Origin of the sequence: Paracoccus ravus, from assembly GCF_004522175.1 — a bacterium.
GTDB lineage: Bacteria > Pseudomonadota > Alphaproteobacteria > Rhodobacterales > Rhodobacteraceae > Paracoccus > Paracoccus ravus.
The window spans coordinates 51,589-71,819 of sequence record NZ_SDEB01000014.1 but is presented as its reverse complement, the minus strand read 5'-3'; the positions used below and the strand labels follow the sequence as shown (position 1 = coordinate 71,819).

Genomic DNA, 20,231 nt, shown 5'->3' with positions numbered 1-20,231 from the left:
GGTCAGCCTTCGCGCACGCGCGTTGCTGTCATCTCATAGACCGTCTCGCCCCGGCCCGATACGGGCATGGCAAAGGTCTTTTCCGAGATCAGCACCTCGTCGAAGGACACCGTCGTCTCACCGCCCGCCGAGCGCAGCTGCGCGGTGATGGCAAAGGGCTCCTCGGCCCAGCCCAATTCGTCTAGGGGCGGCCAGGTCGAGGCGACCGAGAGCCGGATCTCGACCTTTTCGCGGCCCGTCACCACGGCGACGCGCTCGGCCCCGCCGACGGAATAGACGTTGCTGCGCTCGCGCACCCGGCGGTATTCCAGCGATTGCACCCCAAGAACGGGTTCGCCATTGACCAGAACTGCGCTTTCATTGGCTGCAAATATCAGAGACATCGCGAGCCTCCTTCCGGCTTGGGTTAATTCTTGACGCGGATCGTGGCGTAGATGAAATCGATGGCCCGCACCGGCCGGACGGCAATGTCGATGCGCACGATTCCTTGGGCGAAATCCAATTGTGTCGAATAGACATCGACGAAGAAGGCAGGGTCGGTCCCATCGGTCGAGGGCACCAGCGCCCCGGCGCGCTCCATGCGGGTGAAGGTGGCGATGATCTGGCTGCGCAAGGCGGCGCGCGCATCCGAGGAATTGAGCTGACCGATGAAATTCTCGGCAATGGCCTTGGTCTCGCGGATCGCGGCATCGGCCACCCGCGTGACCGAGATCTGATCGCCGGACGTATCGAGCCCGCGCAGGACAATGATTCCCCGTCCGCTGCGCTGCTGCACGACCAGCGCATTATGGCTTGGCCCAAGCAGTTTGTTCAGTTCCGAGCCGCTATAGCTTGCCGGTGTCAGGCCAAAGAGCGGCACGGTCTTGAAAGTCGGCGATATTTCCGGCGAGAGCCGCGACACCAGCCCGGCCACCGCCCCCGCCGCCCCGGCGGGCGAGACAAGGACGAAGCGCCGGTTGCGCACCGCCGCCGCATGGTCACGCACCTGGTCCAGATCAGGTTGTTCGCCCGCCGTCACCGCACCAAGAGCAATCCGGGGGCTGCCATTCTCGGCCTCTTGCACCGCATGGGCGACCAGCGCCTGATGGATGGTTCGGACGGTATTGCTCGTGGCGGTGGGCTCGATCGCGGCCAGCACGAGGTTGATGCGCGGATCGTCCCCCAGACGGTCGATCGCGGCCTGATAGGCAGCCGCATTGGGCGAACTGCCATCCTGAAGCGGGATCGGGGCCGTGGTGGCGGCCGGCAGCCGCGCGGCTGGCGCCAGCGAATTGGCCTGCCGCAGGGTCACCAGCGCGGAATTGGCCAGCAACACCGCGGGAAGATGCCTTGCACTGTCGGGATCCATGGTCAGGCGGGTAAATTCTTCCTGCACCGCCCCCGTGCGCGAGACCCGCACGGTGATCGCATTGCCGCTGCCCGCGATCTCGACCGAGAGCCCGGTCTCGTCGACCCCGGTCTCGGCAAGGATGCGGAAAAGCTCGGTCGCCTCTCCGGTCACATTGACCGGCACGCCGCTGCCATCGCCGGGCAAGGCATAGGTGCCGGGCGTGGGATCATCCCCGTCAAAGCCGGGATCGACCGCCACGACATGGACCGAACGGGTATTGATCACGTCGAAGATCGCGGACGGATCGTTTCGGTCCCCGGCAAGATCGGGGAATTCCTCGATCACCTGGCCAGCTGCGAGCAGCCTCAGCGTGACACGGGCCGTGCCGCCGCTGCCCGAGGCGAGCGCGCGGATATCGACGCTGAGCCGATGCGCCCAACTCCCGTTCGACCGCGCCCGCAGGATCACCGCCGGGGCTCCGTCAGCATTGTTCAGCACGAGCGAGGCCGCGCCACCACCAAGGACGGGACTGACCACCACCTCCTGCGCGCCATTGCCAAGGGCGTGGACGATCTCGGGCGCGCTGGCCCGGGTGCCCGGACCCAAGAGCGCGTCGATCTCGGCGGATTTCGTCAGGCCGATCAGGCTCGCGGTGGCCGGAGGGCGATCAATGATTGCGGCGATGCCCACGACGCCCGAGGCAGCAGGAAGCGGCGGCAGAACATCAAAACGGGTTGCGATGCTCACGCCGGGAACAACGAGAACGGTCAAGGAAGTCACCTCCATCATCAGAGGGACTCCGGGTCAAGCCAAGGCACAGAAAACTGAGAAAAATCAGTTCAATATACCAAGTACAGCCCCGGAGAGCCGGAACTCAAAAGCAATTGACCTATGCGGGAATAATAACCGCGACGACCCGATTCGCCCAAGCGTCTATTTCGGGGCCGTCGTCCGCGCCGGAAACCCGGATCAGGGACCACGCGGCGGCCACATCCGCCCCCAGACCTCGTCTCGGCGGATCAGGGCGTGATAAAGCGCCGCGGCGACATGCAAGGCAAGCAGAGCGATCAGAAGATAGGCCGCGGTCCTGTGCAGGGATTGCGCCGCATCGGCCAGAGGCTTCGATTGGGCGATCCAGGGGCCGAAACCCAGCCTGTCCAGCATCTCGATCGGAAATCCGCCCGCCCGGACCCGGGTAAAGCCAGTGAGCGGCATGACCAGCAGCAAAAGGTAAAGCGCCCCATGCGAAACACGCGCGGCCAGTTTTTGCCAAGCGGGAACCGTATCGGGCAGCGGGGGCGGCGGATGGGTCGCCAGATAGGCCAGCCGCCCCAGCATCGCCAGCAGCAAAAGCACGCCCAAGTTCTTGTGCAGGATGAACAATCCGTCCTGCAAGGGGCGGGGAAGACCCTCGCGCGTCATGACTAGGCCCGCAGGGATCATGAGCAGCACCGCAAGCGCGATGCCCCAGTGAAACATGCGGGCGGTGGGGCGGTAGGCTGCGGGCCGTTCCGGCATGGCTGTTCCTTCCTGCGCCGATGTTAATCCGGATTGCCGTCCAGGCATAGCGAAAGCCTTGACCTCTTCCGCCATGAGCCTAGCCTTTGCCCATGCGAGACAGCGGATCCGCGCCAAGGTTTTCATTCCCGACCGTCCGGCTGCGGCCGGGCATCGGCGGCCATTTCGGATTGGCGATGCTGGCCGGGCTTGCGCTGGTCGCGGGCCTGGGTGGGGCCGGAATGTCGGGCGGCTTTGTCGGCTGGATCGCCGCTCTGGGCCTGTTCATCCTGCTGGGAGCCTTTGTCGCGGGGCGCATGCGCCGCTTCTATCCGCATCCGAGGCTGGGCGCGTGCAATGTCGTGACGCTGCTGCGCCTTGCGTTGACCTGCGCGATGATCCCGCCGCTTCTGGCGCATCAACCCGGTGGCTGGATGGTCGCCCTGCTGGCCTTTGGCGCAATGCTGCTGGACGGGATGGATGGTTGGCTGGCACGGCGCAGCGGCTTGGCCTCGGCTTTCGGCGCGCGCTTCGACATCGAGGCCGATGCCGCTTTGGCCCTTGTCCTGAGCCTTCATGCCGTCGCAGCCGGGGTCGGGATCGCAACCTTGTTGCTGGGCGTCATGCGCTACGTCTTCGTCGCGGCAGGATGGATCTGGCCCTGGCTCGCGGCCCCGCTTGCGCCCAGCCTGCGCCGCAAGCTGATATGCGTCGCGCAGCTTTCGGTGCTGGTCCTCTTGCAATTGCCGGCCTTGCCGCCCGTGCTTTCCAGCCTGCTTGCATGGACGGCGATCCTTGGGCTGACATGGTCTTTTGGAACGGATGTGGCACGGCTCTGGCGGGCCCGGACATGAGCGGGCGGCGCATCGGCCCGTTTCTGGCCTCCGGGACCATTCTTCTGATCCTGCTCATTCCGCGCGAAGCGGCGATGCCCTGGGCGGAACTGCCGCTCCATCTCGTCGAATTGCTGCTGCTACTGGCGCTGATCTGCGTCCTGGGCCGGGCGGCGCTATTTCTGCTGCTGCCAGTGCTGCTGGCGCTTGCGCTGCTGAAAGCGGCGGATCTCGTGACCCAGGCCGCTTTGGGTCGAAGCTTTAATCCGGTGACGGATCTCGCGCTGCTGGATGCGGGAAGGCGGCTTCTTGCGGGTACGTTCGGCGAAATGGCGGCGCTTTCGCTCGCGTGCGGAGCCGTGGTCGCGGCCATTGCGGGAGGGCTTGCCCTTGGCCTTGCGGTCAGGTGCTGGGCCGCCCGGCCCATCAGCGGCGCGCAACGTTCCTTTGCCGCGGCAATCTGCGCTCTGGTTCTGCTGCCCGCCGCCACGGCCGAAGCGCCGATCGCGGGCAATGCGGGCTATCTTGTCGCCCATGCCGCGATGATCCGGCAAAGCCTTGCGGAGCTGCGCCGGCTGCGCGAAGCGGCCGCCACGGATCCCCATCTTGGCCGCCCGGGAATGCTCGGGGCGATCGACCGCGACGTGCTGCTGATCTTTGTCGAAAGCTATGGCCGCAGCAGCTTTTCCCAGCCGCTTTACGCCCGCCATATCGACACGCTGCGCCGTGCGGAAACGGCGCTTGCCGAGGCGGGATTGGCAGCGCGCTCGGGGTTCTTCGTCTCGCCGGTTCAGGGCGGGCAAAGCTGGCTTGCCCATGCCACGGCCGCAAACGGGCTGAGGATTGCCGATCAGGCCGCCTATCGCGCGGTTCTGGCAAGCCCGCGCAGGGGTCTGTTTCACCATGCCGCCCAAGCCGGGTTCCGGACCGCGGCGGTGATGCCCGCCATCACCCGCCCTTGGCCCGAAGCGGAACGGATGGGCTTTGACCGGGTTCTGGCTGCGGCCGATCTGGGCTATCGCGGGAAGCCCTTTGACTGGGTGACCATGCCCGATCAATTCACCCTGACCGCGATGGACCGGCTGCTGCGAAACGGCGGGGCGCGGCCCAGGATGATGATCCAGATCGCGTTGATCTCGTCCCATGCGCCATGGACGCCAGTGCCGCGGATCTTGGCCTGGGACCTCATCGGTGACGGACGGGAATTCGATGAGATGGCCGAATCGGGCGATCCCCCGGCGGTGGTTTGGCGCGATCAGGACAGGGTTCGGCGCAGCTATCGCGACGCGCTCGATTACGCGCTGCAGGCCGTCACCGGGTATGTGCTGCGACACGCCGCCGAGGCCCCGCTGGTCCTGATCCTGGGCGATCATCCCGCCGCGCCGCATATCGCGCTGAAGCAAGGGCGGGAGGTGCCTTTGCATGTGATCGGCCCGCATACTCTGGTCGAGCGCACGGCGGCATGGGGTCTTGCGCCGGGGCTGATCCCCCCACCCGATGCGCCCTCACGGCCATTGGAGCAACTGCGCGACCTCATTCTGGGCGGGTTCGACGGCGAATCGTGCAGTGCCGTGGAACAGCGGGAAGCGAAAAATTGTTGATTTCGCGGCCCCGGTTGCCCGAGGCTGCGGCGAGGGGGACAGAAGCATGATGATCTCTTCCACACTCACGAGGCGCGGGGTTGTCGCGGGAATGGCAGCGCTCGGTCTGGCCCGTCCCGCCTGGCCAGGCACGCCGGTCGGCCTGCAACTGTCCTGGCTGCATTCGGTCCAGTTCGCGGGCAGCTATATCGCGCAGGACAGGGGCTGGTGGCGCGAGAGCGACCTCGATGTCCGCCTGATGCAGGGGGGCCCCAATGCCCCGGTCGAGCCGCCCGTGGTCGCCGGAACCGCATTGGTGGGCATCTCGGCCGCGGATTACACCGCCAGCGCCGTCGCGCAGGGGGCGGATTTCCGCATCATCGGCGTTGCCATGCAGAAAAACCCCTTTGTCATCGCCTCATTGCCCGCCAATCCGGTGCGCAGCCCCGCCGATCTTGCGGGCAAGCGGATCGGCATGGCGATTGCGAATACGCCGGTGCTGCGGGCCCTGTGCAGCCTGAACGCGGTCGATTTCGATGCGATCCGCATCGTGCCAACGCAATATTCCGCCCAGCCCTTGATCGCGGGCGAGGTCGATTGCCTGCTGTGCTGGGAAACCGACCTGCCGGTCGCCATGGCCGTGAACGGCGTCGAATGCCTGACCATGCTGATGGCCGATCACGGCTATGCGGTTCATTCCCAGACCTATATCGCGACGCGTGACAGCCTGAGCGCCCGCCGCAAGGAACTGCTCGCCCTGATGCAGGGCGAGATCCGCGGCTGGAACGATTACCGTGCCGATACCGATGCCGCGGCCCGCCTGACCCTGCGCATGTTCCCCGATGCCGGTCTGGACGAGGAGACCCAGAAACTTCAGGCGGCGCGACAGGTGCCCTTGATGTTTTCCGACCTGACCGAGGCGCAAGGCTTTGGCGCCTGGGACGAGGCGAGCGTTTCCGCCAATATCGAGACATTGGCGCATCTTGGCTACAAGGTGACGACCGATCTGTGGGACCGGTCCATCCTCGACGAGATACATGCCCGGTAGCGAGGCCGCCGCGGCGATCATCTGCCGGGGCCTGTCCAAGACCCATCCGGGCGGGGTCGAGGCCGTCGCGGAAATGGATCTGGCATTCTCCGAGGGCCTGACCACGGCGCTGATCGGACCCTCGGGATGTGGCAAATCGACATTGCTGCGTCTGATCGCCGGTCTCGACATGCCGTCCGGGGGAACTGTCAGCATTCTTGGCCGTACCCCCGCCGAGCAGCGCCGTGAGGGGGCGATCTCGGTCGCGTTTCAGGACCCATCGCTGCTTCCCTGGCTGACGGTCCAGCAGAATGTCGCGCTGGCGCGCCGCCTCGCGCGCCAAGAACCCGATCCCGACCATGTGGCAAGGTTGATCGCGCTGGTCGGTCTTGACGGGTTCGCCGCCACCCGTCCCGCCGCGCTGTCCGGCGGCATGCGCCAGCGCGCGGCCATTGCCCGGTCGCTGGTGACCCGGCCACGCATCCTGCTGCTAGACGAACCCTTCGGCGCGGTGGACGAGTTGACCCGTCGCCAATTGGCGCGCGATCTGCCGCCGCTTTGGCAAGGGCGCGGAACCACCGCAGTCCTTGTCACCCATTCGATCGATGAGGCGGTCACGCTTTCGGACCGCATCCTTGTCCTTTCCCCCCGCCCGGCCCGGATCGTTGCCGATCTGGCCGTGCCCCTGCCCCGTCCCAGGCCTGCGGATCTTGACCAGAACCCGCAATTTCGCGCCATCGCGTCGCTGGCCTTGGCCGCCTTGTCATGCGGATGACCCCGAGGCCGGGCCTGATCGGTGCAATCCTGCTGCTGATCGGCTGGCAGGCCTTGGCCATGGAGTTGAGCCTGGGCTTGATTCTGGCAGGACCGCTCGAGATCCTGCGCTGGCTCTTCGAACATTCCGGCCTCGTCGCCCGCGCGCTGGGACGAACGGCCAGCAATGCGGCGGCGGGATTCCTGCTGGGCAATTTCGCAGCGATCTTCTGCGCTGCCATTGCCGTTCTCTGGCCAAGACTTCAGGATCTTGTCCTCGGCCTGGCCCTGGCGGGCTTTTGTCTGCCGCTGATTGCCATCGGGCCGATCCTGCGCGTTCTCATGGGGCCGGGCGAGGGTCCGCAAATCGTTCTGGCCGCATTGGCTGTGCATTTCACGACATTGGCCGCGCTGCTGATCGGCCTGCGTGCCGTGCCCGCGGTCTGGCTGGACCTCGTCCATAGCTATGGCCGGGGGCGGTTCTCGGAATTGTGGCATCTGCGCGCCCGCGCCGCGCTGCCCTATCTTTTCGCGGGACTTCAGATCGCGGCCCCGGCAGCATTCCTCGGGGCGATGGTGGGAGAGTTCACCGGGGCCGAGCGAGGCATGGGGGTTCTGACGATCCGCTATATGCGCGCCCTGGACGTGCCCGCGCTGTGGTCGGTCGCGCTGGTCGCGGCGACTGCGGCGATGCTGGCCCATGCCGCAATCGGCGCGCTCGCCCGCAAGCTGCTGCGCGAAGATCCTCCGCTGCTGCTTGCACCGCCCCGGGTCCCGGCCGCGCGGAGCAGCCTTCTGGGCCCTGTGATCCTGGCGATCGCGGTCATCGGGCTTTGGGCGGCGGCGATCCGGCTTGCGGGCCTGTCGCCGTTTTTCGCCAAGGGTCCGGCGGAGGTCGCGGCCGCTCTTTTCCATGACCCTGCCCTGCGAGACGGTCTGATGCGCGCTTTGGGACAAAGCGCTGGACTTGCGGCGGCGGGCTATCTGGCCGGGCTTGCTGGCGGGGCCGGGCTTGCCGTTCTGGTGACACTGCGCCCGGGAGCCGCCGGGTTTGTCCTGCCATTGGCGCTGGCACTGCGGGCGGTTCCGATCGTGACGACCGGGCCGCTGATCGTCCTGCTGCTTGGCCGCAATGCGCTTGGCACGGTCAGCCTTGTCGCGATCATGATCTTTTTCCCCAGTTTCATCGCCTGCCTGCATGGGCTGCGACAGGCCCCCGGCCAGATCCTTGATCTGTTCCGAGTCCATGCCGCAGGGCCGTTGGCCCAGATGCTCCATGTCCGCCTGGCCGCGATGCTGCCCGCCTTTTTCGCCGCCGCCCGGATGGGAGTGCCGGCGGCGATCCTTGCCGTGACGGTGGTGGAATGGCTGGTGACCGGGCGCGGGCTTGGCAGCCTGATGGCGCTGGCCGCCTCGACCTCGGATTACCGGATGCTCTGGTCCGCCGTGGCGCTGGTGACGGTGATTGCCATGCTGTGTCACGCTGGGGTCGCCGCGATCGAACGCCGGGTTCTGGGGGTCTATGCCCCTGAACAGATGCGGCCATGACCCATCGCCCCGCCACCTTTGCCATTCCCGGAGACATCGCCTCGCTGACCGGCGGCTATATCTACGAGCGACGCCTGCTGGAAGGGCTGCGCGATCTGGGCCATCCCATGCGCCATCTGGCGCTGCCCGCGGGCTTTCCCACCCCATCGGGCGCCGAGATGGCACGCGCGGCCGCATTGTTGGCGGCGGTCGATCCGGCGCATCCGCTGATTCTGGACGGGCTGGTCTTTGGCGCGATCGCGCCCACGGCGCTGGCGCAGGTCCGCGCGCCGCTCATCGCGATGATCCACCATCCGCTTGCGCTCGAGACCGGGCTGTCCGCCGCGCGCCGCGATCACCTGTACCGGACCGAACGCGCCAATCTTGGCCATGCCCGTCACGTGATGGTTCCCAGCCTGCATACCAAGGCGATCCTGACCGGCCAATACGGCGTCGCGCCCGGGATGATCAGCGTGGTGCCGCCGGGCACGGACCGGCCTCCGCACGCGGCCGCGCCGGAACGCCCTCCGTTGATCCTGTCGGTCGGCATATTGCATCCGCGCAAGGGGCATGACGTGCTGATCTCGGCGCTTGGCGAATTGGCCGGGCTGGACTGGCGCGCGGTCATCGTCGGCAATCCCTGGGACGCGGATTGCGCGAAGGCTCTGACGCGACAGATTGCCGGGTCGCCCGCCGGTGAGCGCATTCGGCTGGCGGGACGCGTTCCCCAAGCCGAGCTAGAGACGCTTTATGCGAAAGCGTCGATCTTTGCTCTGGCGACCCGTTACGAGGGTTATGGGATCGTGTTGGACGAGGCGCTTTCATGCGGCCTGCCCATCGTCAGTTGCAGGGTCGGCGCGGTGCCCCAAACCGTGCCCGCGGCGGCAGGCATCCTGGTCCCCGCGGATCGCCCGCTGGCCTTTGCCGAGGCGCTGCGCGCGCTTTTGACCAATGAATTCCTGCGCCAGGAAATGGCGGCACAGGCATTTGCCGCCGGCAGAAACCTTCCGGGCTGGGACGATACCGCGCGGATTGCCAGCGCGGTCATCGACCGGCTGGACTGATCCGCCCCCCGCGCGCACGATCCGCTTCCGGCCGGGACTGCGCCCGATGCCGGGCCAGCGCCGCCATCATGTCGGTGCGTGTGACGATACCCGTGATCCGCTCCTCCTCGACGATGGGGACCGCATCGACCTCGCCCTCGGCCATCATCGGAAGAAGCGCTGCGACCGGCGTGTCAGCTGTCGCGCGCGGGCCGTGCACGTCCATGATGCTGGCGGCGGCCCGGGTTACGTCTTGCCCATGCTGTCCGCGCAGAGCCTCGATCAGGTGGATCTGGAAGATGACGCCCAGATATTCGTCCTTTGGCCCGACAACCGGAAGCGAGGTGAAATGGTGTCGCCCAAAGAGATCAGCCAGAGTGGACAGGCGGGTCGTGGGACCGACCGTGATCAGGTTGCGGGACATGATTTCGCCCGCGGTCATCGGACCGATATGATGGGTCGCGGCCTGCAGTTCCGCGGCGCCGATCAGACGGGCCAGATCCTCAACACCGAGGTTGAAGGATTGCCTGTACCGCTCAAGGATCCTTGCCAATTCCTGCTCCGACAGACCTAGCCTCTCGGCCGGCTCGGCGTCGCGCGTGCCATGCCGGTTCGGCTCGTCGAACTGGCGGAAGGGGTAGCGCCTCCCGGTGAGCCGGGCATAGATCATCGCCAGCAGGACCAGCAGGCAAGTTCCCGACGCGACCGGAGCAAGCACGAACCAGAAGCCGAGCTGCTCTATGGCATCGGGGCTCATCGCCGCCGTCATCGCGACCGCCCCGGCCGGAGGATGGACCGCGCGGCACAGGATCGTCGCGGTGATGGTCAGGCTTACGGCCAGCGCCACCCGCACCGCCGGGTCCGCCACCAGCATGCAGACCGCAACTCCGATCAGCGCGGCGATGCTGTTGCCGATGATCGCCGACCAAGGCTGAGCCAGAGGGCTGTTGGGGATGGCGAAAAGAAGAACCGAACTCGCCCCGAACGGGGCGACCAGATACAATCCGGTCTGGAGATCAATGGCGGGCGAGAGCAGAAAAAGCCCCGTCAGCGCCAGGCCGATGAGTGCCCCTATGCCTGCGCGGGTGGCTTCCCATAGCGAGGTCCCGGCAACCGCTGGTCCTAATGAACGAAAAATACGCAAATCACTCGCCTGCATGATAAACGAGCGCAAATATTCGGCAGTTTATGAAAAGGTCAACCCGTGAGCGATGCGCACGACCCGTCACGATCTTCAGCATCTCGTGCAGGAGAGGGCTAAAACCCTCCCCCGAACACGCGACTTTCAGCGTTGTCTTTCGGAATCTGCCCTCGCATCCCTTAACCATCATGTTCCGAGGGCGATCCGGGCTTGCGGGGGAACTTAATTCGACTATACTCGAATTATGGAAAAGAATCGCGCGCTCGAAGCCCTCTCGGCTCTTGGTCAGGATACCCGGCTTGATGTCTTTCGCCTGCTGGTCCGCGCCGGCCCGGAAGGGAAAGCAGCGGGCGAGATTGCAGAGGCCCTTGGCGTTCGTCCGAATACGCTTTCAAGCAACCTGAATATCCTCGCCGTGGCGGGGCTCGTGCGCTCAGCGCGCGAGGGCCGCTCGATCCGCTATTTCGCCAATATGGAGACCATGCGCGGGCTGCTCGGCTTCCTGATGGAGGATTGCTGCGGCGGCGAGCCCGGCGCGTGCCAGCCCGTGCTGGATCAGATCACCTGCAATTGCTGAGGTTGCCATGTCCGACAAAGCCTATAACGTCCTGTTCCTCTGCACCGGAAACTCGGCCCGCTCGATCATGGCCGAGACCATCCTGAATGCTGAGGCCGGAGGCCGTTTCCATGCCTTTTCCGCCGGCTCGACACCCAAGGGCGTGGTGCATCCCTTTGCCCTGCAACTCCTCGACCGGCTCGGACATGACTGCTCCGGGCTGCGCTCGAAAAGCTGGGACGAGTTCGCGCGCCCGGACGCGCCGCAGATGGATTTCGTCTTCACCCTCTGCGACGATGCCGCAGATGAGATCTGCCCGGTATGGCCCGGCCAGCCGATGACCGCGCATTGGGGCCTTGCCGATCCGGCCGTTGCCACCGGCAACGAGGCCGAGCGGCACCTTGCCTTTGCCGACACCTATCGCGCGCTGAAGAACCGGATTCTGGCTTTCACCAGCCTGCCCATTGCCTCGATCGACCGCATGTCGCTGCAGCGCCATGTCGATGAGATCGGGCAGAGCGCGACCACCCTTTCCGAGAATTGAACATGACCGATACAGTCCAGACCCAGAGCAGCCCCTTGGGCATCTTCGAACGCCTGCTGACCCTCTGGGTCGCGCTGGCCATGCTGGGCGGCATCGCCCTCGGCGCCATTGCGCCGGGGCTGGTTCATGCCATAGCCGGGGCCGAGGTGGCCTCGATCAACCTTGTCGTCGCTGTGCTGATCTGGGCGATGGTCTTTCCGATGATGGTCAATGTCGATTTCGGCGCGGTGGCGGGCGTGGCGCGACAGCCGCGCGGGCTGCTGATCACGCTGGTGATTAACTGGCTGATCAAGCCCTTCACCATGGCGGCTCTCGCGGTGCTGTTCTTCGAGCATATCTTCGCGCCCTGGATCGCGCCCGAAGATGCACAGCAATATATCGCCGGGCTGATCCTGCTCGGGGCCGCGCCCTGCACCGCGATGGTCTTCGTCTGGTCGCAACTGGTGCGGGGTGACGCGACCTATACGCTGGTGCAGGTCTCGGTGAATGATCTGATCATGGTGGTGGCCTTCGCGCCGATCGTTGCGCTGCTGCTGGGCGTGACCGAGATTGCCGTGCCGTGGCAGACGCTGGTCCTGTCCACGCTGCTTTACGTCGTGCTGCCCTTGGCGGCGGGGCTTCTGACGCGCCGCGCCCTTGGCAGCCCGGCCGCGATCGAGGCCTTCTCGCAGCGCATCAAGCCCTGGTCGGTCCTCGGCCTGATCGCCACCGTGGCGATCCTCTTCGCGCTGCAGGGCGAGGTCATCCTGAACCGCCCCTTCGTCATTCTGTTGATCGCCGCGCCCATCGTGATCCAGAGCTACGCGATCTTTGCCTTGGCCTATGGCGCGGCCTGGGCCCTGCGTGTGCCGCATCGCATCGCCGCGCCCTGCGCGATGATCGGGACCTCGAATTTCTTCGAACTCGCGGTGGCCGTGGCGATCAGCCTGTTCGGGCTGAATTCCGGAGCGGCGCTCGCGACCGTGGTGGGCGTGCTGGTCGAGGTCCCGGTGATGCTGTCGCTGGTCGCCTTCGCCAATCGTTCGCGCAGCCAATTCGCCTGAGGAGGGCCCGATGATCGTCATCCACCACAATCCCGAATGCGGCACCTCGCGCAACGTGCTCGAGATCATCCGCGCCTCGGGCACCGAGCCCGTCATCATCGACTACCTGACCGAGGGCTGGACCCGACCGCAGCTTCTGGCGCTTTTCGCCGCCGCGGCCCTCACCCCGCGCGCGGCGCTGCGGGTCTCGAAATCCCCCGCCGCCGAGCTGGGTCTGCTGGAAGAAGGCGTCAGCGACGAGGCCATTCTTGACGCGATGCTCAAGCATCCCGTGCTGGTCAATCGGCCCATCGTCGCCTCACCCAAGGGGGTGCGGCTTTGCCGTCCTTCGGAGGCGGTGCTGCCGTTGCTCGACCGCCTGCCGCCCGGCCCCCTCTACAAGGAAGATGGCCAGATGATCCTGAACGAAAAGGGCGAGATCCTTGACTAACCTGCCGAATATCAAGCCCGATTGCTTCCACCCTGTGGATGCGGATGCGCTTTTCCCCGCCAGCCGCAGCAGCCACAAGCCGCGCATATTGCTGCTTTACGGCTCGCTGCGCGAACGCAGCTTCTCGCGCTTCGCCGCAGAGGAGGCCGCCCGGATCCTGAACACCTTCGGCGCCGAAACCCGCTTCTTCGACCCGCATGGCCTGCCCATGGTGGACGAATCCCCGGCCGATCACCCAAAGGTCGCGGAGTTGCGCGATCTGGTCGGCTGGTGCGAGGGCATGGTCTGGTCCTCGCCCGAGCGGCATGGCGCAATGTCGGGGGTGATGAAAAGCCAGATCGACTGGATCCCGCTATCGCTCGGCGGGGTACGCCCGACGCAGGGTAAGACGCTGGCCGTGATGCAGGTCTGCGGTGGCAGCCAGAGCTTCAACACGGTGAACCAGTTACGCATCCTCGGTCGCTGGATGCGTCTGCTGACGATCCCGAACCAGTCCTCGGTCGCCAAGGCATGGGACGAGTTCGACGCCGAGGGGCGGATGAAGCCCTCCGCCTATTACGACCGCATCGTCGACGTGATGGAGGAACTGGTCCGCTTCACCCTGCTCACCCGCGACATACGCGACCATCTCGTCGACCGCTATTCCGAGCGCGTCGAAAGTCACGAGGCCCTGTCCAAACGCGTCAATCAGGCCAAGGCGGTCTGAACCTCCGGATCGGCGTCCGGCGCAGAACGCGCGCATTTTTTCATTCCGTTTTGTCCGGATTGGCTCATGCTGATCGTCATCTCATCATGGGCCCCCGAAGGGTCTGTCAAAATGAGGATGACACGATGCGCGTGATGGTTCTGGTCAAGGCGACCGAAGAAAGCGAAGCAGGCGAGATGCCCTCGGCCGAGATGCTGGGACAAATGCTCGAATTCAACGAGCAACTCGCCGATGCGGGGATCTTGCTGGCGGGGGATGGGCTCAAGCCCAGTTCCAAGGCCAAGCGGGTCCATATCCGCGGCAAAGACGAGCGGCGGGTGGTCGACGGTCCCTTTGCCGAAACCCATGAACTGGTGGCGGGATTTTGGCTCTGGCAGGTCCGCGACATGGACGAGGCGGTGGAATGGGCACGCCGCTGCCCGCCGCCGATGCCACGCGAGGGCGTGCTGGAAATCAGGCCGCTTTACGAAGCCGAGGACTTCGCCGACACCGCCCAGCCAGGGCAGTCCGAGCGCTGGGATGATCTGACCCAACGCATGAAGCGATAAAGCGGTGCCGGTTGCCGATGCTGCGCGCATCGACGCCATTTTCCGGATCGAGCGGGCGCGGCTGATCGCCAGCCTTGCCCGCAATCTGCATGGCGACCTGGCCTTGGCCGAGGATCTTGCGCAGGATGCGCTTGTCACCGCGCTTGAGGTCTGGACCCGCGCGGGCGTGCCCGACAATCCCGGCGCCTGGCTGCGCACCGTCGCGGGGCGCAAGGCGGTGGACGAATGGCGCCGCCGCCGGATGCAAGAGCGAAAACACGGCCTGATCGCGGCCGAGGACGCGGAACCGCAGCAGGATACGGAACGCCCGCTTTCCGACAGCGATGACCCCGACAGCCTGCTGGCCCTGATCTTTGCGACCTGCCACCCCGTGCTGGACAATCGCTCGGCCGCAGCCCTTGCGCTGCGGCTGTTGGCGGGGCTGACTGCCGAAGAGATCGCACACGCCTACCTGACCAGCGAAGAGGCCGTGACCCGACGGATCAGCCGGGCCAAGGCGACGCTGCGCATGACGGCCCGACCCTTCGAGATACCCTGCGCCGCCGCGTTCGACCCGCGCGTGGCTGCGGTGCTTGAAACCCTGTATCTGATCTTTGCCGAAGGCTATGCCGCAAGCCGCGGGTGTGACCCGGTTCGTCCCGATCTCTGTGCCGAGGCAGTCCGGCTCACGCGGATCTTGCTGCGCAAGATGCCCGACCGGTCCGAAGCCTGGGCGCTGCTCGCGCTGATGGAGTTGCAATCCTCGCGTCTGCGCGCAAGAAGCGACGCGGATGGCATCGCCGTTCCGCTGACGGCTCAGGATCGTGGGCTATGGGACCACCATGCGATTCTGCGCGGGACCATAGCGCTGGCCAAAGCCGATGCGCTGGCGATGGGCGACGCCCCCTATCTGCTTGAGGCGATGATCGCCGTCTGTCATGCCTGCCCCGGCCAGATCGACTGGCCGCGCATCGCTCGCCTCTACGACCGGCTGTTCGCGATCTGCCCCAGTTCCGTGGTCGCCCTGAACCGCGCCGTCGCTTGGTCCATGGCCGAAGGTCCCGAAGAGGGCCTGATCCATCTTGCGGATATCGAGGCGGGCGGCCATTTGCGAGACAGCGCGGCACTTCATGCGGCCATCGCGGATTGCCTGCGGCGTTGCGGTCAGCACGCGCTGGCCGCAGCAAGATACCGCCGCGCCGCGGAACTGGCCGGAAACCAGGCCGTGAAGCGGTTCCTGCTGGCGCAAGCAGAGGACCGCTGAGCCGTCATCAACGGGCGGCAGGGTCGAACCATCTCTCGCCCACAGGCTGTCGCAGCGCAGAGAGGGCGCGCCTCAAGGTCGCATTCAAGGATTAAGATAATGACGGCCTTGCACTTGTTCCTGCACATTTATGAGGTACGATAATCACCCGGAGCGGGAGGATCTATCGTGACTCAAGACAAAGCTGACAGCGTGTCGGAGCAAGGCCGCATGAAACGGCCCACGGTCCATGACGTGGCGCGCGAGGCTGGCGTCAGTCTGGCCACCGTCGATCGCGTCCTGAACCAGCGCCCCGGCGTGCGCAAAGCCACTGCCGCACGCGTGGGCGATGCGATGGCGCGACTTGGATATCAGCGCGACATGGCGGCAGCGAACCTGTCCAAGCGACGACATTACCGCCTGATCTTCATTCTGGCAGCAGGGACGAACAGTTTCATGCATATGCTGCGCGATGCCGTCGCTGGCACCGCCACCTTTACCAGCATGGACCGGATCGAGATCGAGACCATGCTGGTGCCGCCATTCGAAGGTCGGGCCCTCGCCACCGTCCTGGACGGGCTCGACCCCGCCGAGATCGACGGCGTGGCCATCGTGGCCACGGATTCGCCGGAAGTGCGGGACGCGATCTCGCGGCTGGTCGCGCGGGGCATTCATGTCGTGACGCTGGTCTCGGATACGCCCACGTCAAAGCGCGCGAAATTCGTAGGAATCGACAATGTGGTCGCCGGCCGGACCGCTGCCGGATTGCTGGGGCGATGCTGTGCGCGGCCGGGGCATATTGCCATCGTGATGGGCTCGTCCCTGCTGCGCGACCATGTCGAGCGCAGGCTGGGCTTTGAAACCGTCATGGCGCGCGAATATCCGCATCTGACCTGCCTGCCGCCGATCGAGGGACGCGACGATTCCGAAACCGTCGCGCAGGTTCTTTCCGCGCAGCTCGCAGCAGATCACCGGATCACGGGTATCTACAGCATCGGGGCAGGCAATCGCGGGATTGTCCAGGCGCTCAAGACCAGAGAGTCGCGCGAGCGGATTTCCGTGGTGGTCCATGAATTGACGCCCTCGGCCCGGGCCGCGCTGATCGACGGCACCTTCGACGCGGTGATCAATCAGGATGCCGGGCACGAGGTGCGCAGCGCGGTCCGCATCCTCACCTCGCTGGTCGATGGCCGCCCCACTCTTGAGGCGCAGGAAAAGATCAGCATCGACATTTTCATGCGCGACAATCTTCCATGAGGGTTTTTGCCCAAATTTGAGGGTTGCCAATCAGCGTTTCTGATGTACGTTAATCAACTGTGAGCAAGCTCGAAGCCACGAGCTTGATGGGAGGAGAGAAGATGAAAGTTCTTCTAGGAGCGGCGGCGCTTTGCGCTTTTGCCGCATTGGGCGCGCATGCCGAAACCTCGGTAAAGATCCTGCGCCCGGAATCGAACAGCCCCGGCCTGAAGCAATTCTGGACCGACGTCATCGCCGAATATGAGGCTGCAAACCCCGAGGTCGATGTCGAGATCGAATATTTTGCCTCGGAAGCCTATAAGACCAAGCTGCCCACCATGCTGCAATCCGATGCGCGGCCGGACCTGATCTATAGCTGGGCCGGCTTGACCCTTGCCGATCAGGCCGAGGCCGGGCTGGTTCAGGACATCTCGGGCGCGCTCGACAAGGAATATCTCGACAGCTTCTCTCCCAGTGCGCTGGCCGCCTTTTCCAAGGACAGCGCGATCTATGGTCTGCCCATGGAGGCTCGTGTCGTCGTCTTCTTCGCCAACCAGTCCCTGACCGACAAGGCCGGGGTCGATCTGGCCGCGATCAAGACCTGGGACGATTTCCTCGCTGCGGTCGGCAAGCTCAAGGAAGCGGGGATCACGCCGCTGGTCGCCGGCGGCAAGGACAAATGGCCGCTGCATTTCTATTACAGCTATCTTGCCCTGCGCGAAGGCGGACCCGAGGGGATCGCTGCGGCGATGGAGGATGGCGGCGACGGCTTCCGCTCGGCGCCCTTCATCAGCGCGGGCGAGCGCTTCAAGCAGCTCATCGACATGGACCCCTTCCAGCCCGGCGTGCTGAGCACCGCGCAAGAGCAAAGCAATACCATGTTCGCCGACAACAAGGCCGCGTTCATGCTGATGGGCGACTGGGCCTATTCCCAGACGATCGGCGTCGAACAGGGCAAGCTGCTGGACGGCAGCCTCCGGATCATGCCCTTCCCGTCGCTGGGTGAGGGCAAGGGGGATCCCGCCGCGACGCTTGGCGGGGTCAATGGCTTTGCCGTTACGACCGGCGCGCCGCCCGAGGCGATCGACTTCCTGAAATTCGCCATCAACGCCGAGCATCAGCGTGAAGGTGCGCGCCGCGCGCTTTACGTCCCTGTCATGCAGGGCGCGGGCGACGCCATCGAAGTGCCGTTCACCAAAGAGGTCAACGCGATGCTCGAAGCCGCTCCGAGCCACCAGATCTTCCTCGACCAGTTCCTTGGTGCGTCGGTTGGAGGAACGATCAATGACATTTCCTCGGATCTGGTTTCGGGTGACGTGACGCCGGAAGACGCCGCCGAGCGCATTCAGGAGGCGTGGGACTTCCGCTAGTCGCGCCCCCGCCCGACACAACGAGGCTGCGCCTTTCCGTGGCGCGGCCTGACCTGACCTTTCCAGACAAGAGGCAAGTGCCGCCATGGCTGCCGTAAACACCCATGCGGAGGCAGATTCCGCCATCGCAACGCCGCGCCGCAAGATCTTGAGCGGGCCGTTGGGCGCCGCTTTGATCCTGCTGCCCCCGGCCCTGGTGCTTTTCACGCTTTTCGTGATCTATCCGCTGGCCGGTTCCGGCCTCTATGCCTTTTACGACTGGAACGGCTACGGCACGCCGACGGATTTCGTGGGCTTCGAGAATTTCGAGCGCATGATGGGGCATTCCGCCTTCCAGCAATCGGTCGTGAACTCGCTGCAGGTCATCGCGGTCTCGCTGATCGTGCAGCTGCCGCTGGCCCTGCTGTTGGCGCTGCTGATCTATCGCAGGACGCCGGAAAACACGGCGTTCCGGCTGATCTTCTTCCTGCCCTATATCCTTGCCGAGATCGCCGCCGGCCTGATCTGGAGCTTCATCATGGACGGGAATTTCGGCGTCGTCGCTGACATTACCCGCGCCCTTGGCGTTGACCCCTATTTCATCACCTCGGACCGCAGCTGGGCCTTTACCGCCGTTCTGGTCGTGATCGTGTGGAAATATTTCGGCTTTCACATGATGATCTATATCGCGGCACTTCAAGGTGTGCCCAAGGACATGATCGAGGCCGCCCGGATCGAGGGCGCAAGCCGTCTTGGCGTGATCCGCCATGTCCAGATCCCGATGATCAAGCCCGCGATCATCGTCTCGGTGTTTTTCTCGGTGATCGGCGCACTGCAGGTCTTTGACGTGGTCATCCCGCTGACCAATGGCGGCCCGGCCAATTCCAGCCATACCATCGTCACCTATCTTTACACTTTCGGCCTTGCACGACTGAAGATCGGCTACGGCTCGGCCATTGGCGTGGTGCTGTTCATCGCCGCCGTGCTGGTCGCGGTCTTTTATCAGCGCCTGTTCATGAGGAAGCCCGCATGACCCGCTCAAACATTCTTCGCGAGATTATCCGCGTCGGCTTTCTCTGCATCGTCGCAAGCTTCGTGCTGGGACCGCTGGCGGCCACGGTTCTGGGCGGGTTCAAGTCCAATACCGAGATCCAGACCAGCGCGCTGAGCCTGCCCGAAATCTGGCGCTTCGACATCTATGCCGACATCCTGTCGGACCCGGGCTTCTGGCGCTATCTGGGCAATTCGCTCATCATCTCGGTGGCGACGGTGGTGCTGACACTGCTGGTCGGATCGGCCGCGGCCTATGTCTTTGCGCAGGTCCGCTTCTTCGGGTCGAAGATGCTGTTCTCATATCTTTCTCTGGGGCTGATGTTTCCCTTTGCCACCGCGATCCTGCCGCTTTTCGTGCAGGTCCGCGATCTGGGGCTGCTCGACACCTATTGGGCGGTGATCCTGCCCCAGACCGCTTTTGGCCTGTCGCTGGCGATCCTGCTGTTCCGGACCTTCTTTAGCGAATTGCCCAAGGAACTGTTCGAGGCGGCCTATGTCGAGGGCTGCAGCTATATCCGTTTCTTCTGGCAATTCACCCTGCCGCTTTCGACGCCCATTCTGGCCACTGTCGGGGTCTTCGTCTTTGTCCAGAGCTGGAACAATTTCCTGCTGCCGCTCGTGGTGCTGAACTCTCGCGAGGCGTTCACCTGGCCTCTGGGCATGATGCAGTATCGCGGCGAGTTCTCGGTCGAATGGAACCGCACGCTCGCTTTCGTCACCCTCACCATCCTGCCGGCCGTCGTCTTTTTCGTCGCCGCGCAGAAATACATTGTCGCCGGTCTGACCGGTGGCGCAGTCAAAGGCTGATCCGTC

Annotated in this window: 21 protein-coding genes; 17 read left to right on the top strand and 4 right to left on the bottom strand. The window is 65.0% G+C overall.

All coding sequences use genetic code 11. From position 1 onward, the window contains the following. Positions 1 to 2 precede the first annotated feature (2 nt). The 3 genes from ESZ60_RS12670 to ESZ60_RS12660 all read right to left on the bottom strand — a co-directional run bounded on the left by ESZ60_RS12670 (position 3) and on the right by ESZ60_RS12660 (position 2,848). Positions 3 to 383 carry a hypothetical protein gene (locus tag ESZ60_RS12670; protein ID WP_134681103.1) on the bottom strand — a complete coding sequence of 127 codons (381 nt, stop codon included), beginning with the start codon at positions 381 to 383 and terminating at the stop codon, positions 3 to 5. 23 nt (positions 384 to 406) lie between these two features. Next, entirely contained in the window at positions 407 to 2,101 is a 1,695-nt protein-coding gene (locus tag ESZ60_RS12665; RefSeq protein ID WP_167620139.1) for a phage tail sheath C-terminal domain-containing protein, read from the bottom strand. Positions 2,102 to 2,299: 198 nt separating this feature from the next. Next, positions 2,300 to 2,848 (bottom strand): cytochrome b, encoded by a 549-nt coding sequence (locus ESZ60_RS12660; RefSeq protein WP_134681101.1) that lies wholly within the window; start codon positions 2,846 to 2,848, stop codon positions 2,300 to 2,302. A 92-nt stretch (positions 2,849 to 2,940) separates the two neighbouring features. On the opposite strand from ESZ60_RS12660, the gene ESZ60_RS12655 reads away from it, so the two are divergent. The 6 genes from ESZ60_RS12655 to ESZ60_RS12630 are packed head-to-tail and all read left to right on the top strand — an operon-like array spanning position 2,941 to position 9,611. Continuing rightward, on the top strand, positions 2,941 to 3,681 hold the full coding sequence (locus tag ESZ60_RS12655) for a CDP-alcohol phosphatidyltransferase family protein (RefSeq protein WP_245155687.1): 741 nt from the start codon (positions 2,941 to 2,943) through the stop codon (positions 3,679 to 3,681). Then, positions 3,678 to 5,261: an alkaline phosphatase family protein gene (locus tag ESZ60_RS12650; RefSeq protein WP_134681100.1), complete on the top strand. Its 1,584-nt coding sequence runs from the start codon at positions 3,678 to 3,680 to the stop codon at positions 5,259 to 5,261. The genes ESZ60_RS12655 and ESZ60_RS12650 overlap by 4 nt, the downstream gene beginning before the upstream one ends. A gap of 49 nt (positions 5,262 to 5,310) precedes the next feature. Next, positions 5,311 to 6,288, top strand: a complete 978-nt coding sequence (locus ESZ60_RS12645; RefSeq protein ID WP_134681135.1) for an ABC transporter substrate-binding protein — start codon at positions 5,311 to 5,313, stop codon at positions 6,286 to 6,288. Continuing rightward, the gene (locus tag ESZ60_RS12640; protein WP_134681099.1) at positions 6,278 to 7,042 is read left to right on the top strand and encodes an ABC transporter ATP-binding protein; all 765 of its coding nucleotides are present in this window, start codon (positions 6,278 to 6,280) and stop codon (positions 7,040 to 7,042) included. Before ESZ60_RS12645 ends, ESZ60_RS12640 begins: the two co-directional genes overlap by 11 nt. Beyond that, positions 7,039 to 8,568 (top strand): ABC transporter permease, encoded by a 1,530-nt coding sequence (locus ESZ60_RS12635; RefSeq protein WP_134681136.1) that lies wholly within the window; start codon positions 7,039 to 7,041, stop codon positions 8,566 to 8,568. Before ESZ60_RS12640 ends, ESZ60_RS12635 begins: the two co-directional genes overlap by 4 nt. Then, on the top strand, positions 8,565 to 9,611 hold the full coding sequence (locus ESZ60_RS12630) for a glycosyltransferase family 4 protein (RefSeq protein WP_134681098.1): 1,047 nt from the start codon (positions 8,565 to 8,567) through the stop codon (positions 9,609 to 9,611). The genes ESZ60_RS12635 and ESZ60_RS12630 overlap by 4 nt, the downstream gene beginning before the upstream one ends. On the opposite strand, the gene ESZ60_RS12625 is transcribed toward ESZ60_RS12630, so the two are convergent. Beyond that, the gene (locus tag ESZ60_RS12625) at positions 9,592 to 10,734 is read right to left on the bottom strand and encodes an HPP family protein (protein ID WP_425331320.1); all 1,143 of its coding nucleotides are present in this window, start codon (positions 10,732 to 10,734) and stop codon (positions 9,592 to 9,594) included. The genes ESZ60_RS12630 and ESZ60_RS12625 overlap by 20 nt on opposite strands. Before the next feature lie 241 nt (positions 10,735 to 10,975). Between ESZ60_RS12625 and ESZ60_RS12620 the strand changes: the two genes are divergently transcribed. The 11 genes from ESZ60_RS12620 to ESZ60_RS12570 all read left to right on the top strand — a co-directional run bounded on the left by ESZ60_RS12620 (position 10,976) and on the right by ESZ60_RS12570 (position 20,225). Beyond that, positions 10,976 to 11,308 (top strand): ArsR/SmtB family transcription factor, encoded by a 333-nt coding sequence (locus ESZ60_RS12620; protein ID WP_134681096.1) that lies wholly within the window; start codon positions 10,976 to 10,978, stop codon positions 11,306 to 11,308. 7 nt (positions 11,309 to 11,315) lie between these two features. Continuing rightward, positions 11,316 to 11,831 carry an arsenate reductase ArsC gene (locus ESZ60_RS12615; RefSeq protein WP_134681095.1) on the top strand — a complete coding sequence of 172 codons (516 nt, stop codon included), beginning with the start codon at positions 11,316 to 11,318 and terminating at the stop codon, positions 11,829 to 11,831. Positions 11,832 to 11,833: 2 nt separating this feature from the next. Next, positions 11,834 to 12,874 carry an ACR3 family arsenite efflux transporter gene (arsB, locus tag ESZ60_RS12610; protein WP_134681094.1) on the top strand — a complete coding sequence of 347 codons (1,041 nt, stop codon included), beginning with the start codon at positions 11,834 to 11,836 and terminating at the stop codon, positions 12,872 to 12,874. 10 nt (positions 12,875 to 12,884) lie between these two features. Beyond that, on the top strand, positions 12,885 to 13,304 hold the full coding sequence (locus ESZ60_RS12605; RefSeq protein ID WP_134681093.1) for an arsenate reductase family protein: 420 nt from the start codon (positions 12,885 to 12,887) through the stop codon (positions 13,302 to 13,304). Next, positions 13,297 to 14,010: an arsenical resistance protein ArsH gene (gene arsH, locus ESZ60_RS12600; protein WP_134681092.1), complete on the top strand. Its 714-nt coding sequence runs from the start codon at positions 13,297 to 13,299 to the stop codon at positions 14,008 to 14,010. Before ESZ60_RS12605 ends, arsH begins: the two co-directional genes overlap by 8 nt. A 125-nt stretch (positions 14,011 to 14,135) precedes the next feature. Continuing rightward, on the top strand, positions 14,136 to 14,558 hold the full coding sequence (locus ESZ60_RS12595) for a YciI family protein (protein WP_134681091.1): 423 nt from the start codon (positions 14,136 to 14,138) through the stop codon (positions 14,556 to 14,558). Positions 14,559 to 14,562: 4 nt separating this feature from the next. Then, on the top strand, positions 14,563 to 15,801 hold the full coding sequence (locus ESZ60_RS12590; RefSeq protein WP_134681090.1) for an RNA polymerase sigma factor: 1,239 nt from the start codon (positions 14,563 to 14,565) through the stop codon (positions 15,799 to 15,801). Positions 15,802 to 16,011: 210 nt separating this feature from the next. Beyond that, on the top strand, positions 16,012 to 17,037 hold the full coding sequence (locus ESZ60_RS12585; RefSeq protein ID WP_134681089.1) for a LacI family DNA-binding transcriptional regulator: 1,026 nt from the start codon (positions 16,012 to 16,014) through the stop codon (positions 17,035 to 17,037). Between the two features lie 101 nt (positions 17,038 to 17,138). Further along, positions 17,139 to 18,386, top strand: coding sequence for an ABC transporter substrate-binding protein (locus tag ESZ60_RS12580; protein WP_167620138.1), 1,248 nt, complete (start codon positions 17,139 to 17,141; stop codon positions 18,384 to 18,386). A gap of 85 nt (positions 18,387 to 18,471) precedes the next feature. Continuing rightward, the gene (locus tag ESZ60_RS12575) at positions 18,472 to 19,398 is read left to right on the top strand and encodes a carbohydrate ABC transporter permease (protein WP_134681087.1); all 927 of its coding nucleotides are present in this window, start codon (positions 18,472 to 18,474) and stop codon (positions 19,396 to 19,398) included. Beyond that, positions 19,395 to 20,225, top strand: coding sequence for a carbohydrate ABC transporter permease (locus ESZ60_RS12570; RefSeq protein WP_134681086.1), 831 nt, complete (start codon positions 19,395 to 19,397; stop codon positions 20,223 to 20,225). The genes ESZ60_RS12575 and ESZ60_RS12570 overlap by 4 nt, the downstream gene beginning before the upstream one ends. Positions 20,226 to 20,231: the final 6 nt, after the last annotated feature.

What these genes read in the sequence shown, in the direction of transcription:
- ESZ60_RS12670 (WP_134681103.1), bottom strand. Translation starts at nt 383, where the DNA reads ATGTCTCTGATATTTGCAGCCAATGAAAGCGCAGTTCTGGTCAATGGC.
- ESZ60_RS12660 (WP_134681101.1), bottom strand. Translation starts at nt 2,848, where the DNA reads ATGCCGGAACGGCCCGCAGCCTACCGCCCCACCGCCCGCATGTTTCAC.
- ESZ60_RS12655 (WP_245155687.1), top strand. Translation starts at nt 2,941, where the DNA reads ATGCGAGACAGCGGATCCGCGCCAAGGTTTTCATTCCCGACCGTCCGG.
- ESZ60_RS12650 (WP_134681100.1), top strand. Translation starts at nt 3,678, where the DNA reads ATGAGCGGGCGGCGCATCGGCCCGTTTCTGGCCTCCGGGACCATTCTT.
- ESZ60_RS12645 (WP_134681135.1), top strand. Translation starts at nt 5,311, where the DNA reads ATGATCTCTTCCACACTCACGAGGCGCGGGGTTGTCGCGGGAATGGCA.
- ESZ60_RS12640 (WP_134681099.1), top strand. Translation starts at nt 6,278, where the DNA reads ATGCCCGGTAGCGAGGCCGCCGCGGCGATCATCTGCCGGGGCCTGTCC.
- ESZ60_RS12635 (WP_134681136.1), top strand. Translation starts at nt 7,039, where the DNA reads ATGACCCCGAGGCCGGGCCTGATCGGTGCAATCCTGCTGCTGATCGGC.
- ESZ60_RS12630 (WP_134681098.1), top strand. Translation starts at nt 8,565, where the DNA reads ATGACCCATCGCCCCGCCACCTTTGCCATTCCCGGAGACATCGCCTCG.
- ESZ60_RS12620 (WP_134681096.1), top strand. Translation starts at nt 10,976, where the DNA reads ATGGAAAAGAATCGCGCGCTCGAAGCCCTCTCGGCTCTTGGTCAGGAT.
- ESZ60_RS12615 (WP_134681095.1), top strand. Translation starts at nt 11,316, where the DNA reads ATGTCCGACAAAGCCTATAACGTCCTGTTCCTCTGCACCGGAAACTCG.
- arsB (WP_134681094.1), top strand. Translation starts at nt 11,834, where the DNA reads ATGACCGATACAGTCCAGACCCAGAGCAGCCCCTTGGGCATCTTCGAA.
- ESZ60_RS12605 (WP_134681093.1), top strand. Translation starts at nt 12,885, where the DNA reads ATGATCGTCATCCACCACAATCCCGAATGCGGCACCTCGCGCAACGTG.
- ESZ60_RS12595 (WP_134681091.1), top strand. Translation starts at nt 14,136, where the DNA reads ATGCGCGTGATGGTTCTGGTCAAGGCGACCGAAGAAAGCGAAGCAGGC.
- ESZ60_RS12585 (WP_134681089.1), top strand. Translation starts at nt 16,012, where the DNA reads ATGAAACGGCCCACGGTCCATGACGTGGCGCGCGAGGCTGGCGTCAGT.
- ESZ60_RS12580 (WP_167620138.1), top strand. Translation starts at nt 17,139, where the DNA reads ATGAAAGTTCTTCTAGGAGCGGCGGCGCTTTGCGCTTTTGCCGCATTG.
- ESZ60_RS12575 (WP_134681087.1), top strand. Translation starts at nt 18,472, where the DNA reads ATGGCTGCCGTAAACACCCATGCGGAGGCAGATTCCGCCATCGCAACG.
- ESZ60_RS12570 (WP_134681086.1), top strand. Translation starts at nt 19,395, where the DNA reads ATGACCCGCTCAAACATTCTTCGCGAGATTATCCGCGTCGGCTTTCTC.